This is a genomic window from Photorhabdus viridis, assembly GCF_040256935.1.
Lineage (GTDB): Bacteria > Pseudomonadota > Gammaproteobacteria > Enterobacterales > Enterobacteriaceae > Photorhabdus > Photorhabdus viridis.
On record NZ_JBEJZY010000406.1, the window covers coordinates 1 to 259 of the forward strand.

Here is a 259-nt window from a genome sequence, read left to right on the forward strand (position 1 = left end):
GCTGAAAATTGACGTGGTGGAGTTTTACGACGATCAGCGTTACTACCAGTTTAATGTCTATATGCCGGCCCGCCCTCCATCAGGCATGCACGGCGGGGAAGAAGACGCGGTATGGGGCATGGAAACCGCGCATCAGGTGGTGGCAGGTAAAGTGGCGACCCGGGATTATGACTACCGTGACGCGCTGCCGCAGTACGGTATGGATGCCGAAGTGGATGTGACGCGGGGCGATGAGACCCTGTATGGCGAAGCGTACCAT

The 259-nt window shown here is 57.5% G+C and carries 1 pseudogene; it reads left to right on the plus strand.

From position 1 onward, the window contains the following. Positions 1 to 259 (plus strand): annotated as a pseudogene (locus ABR397_RS23930) (type VI secretion system tip protein VgrG); the annotation flags it as partial.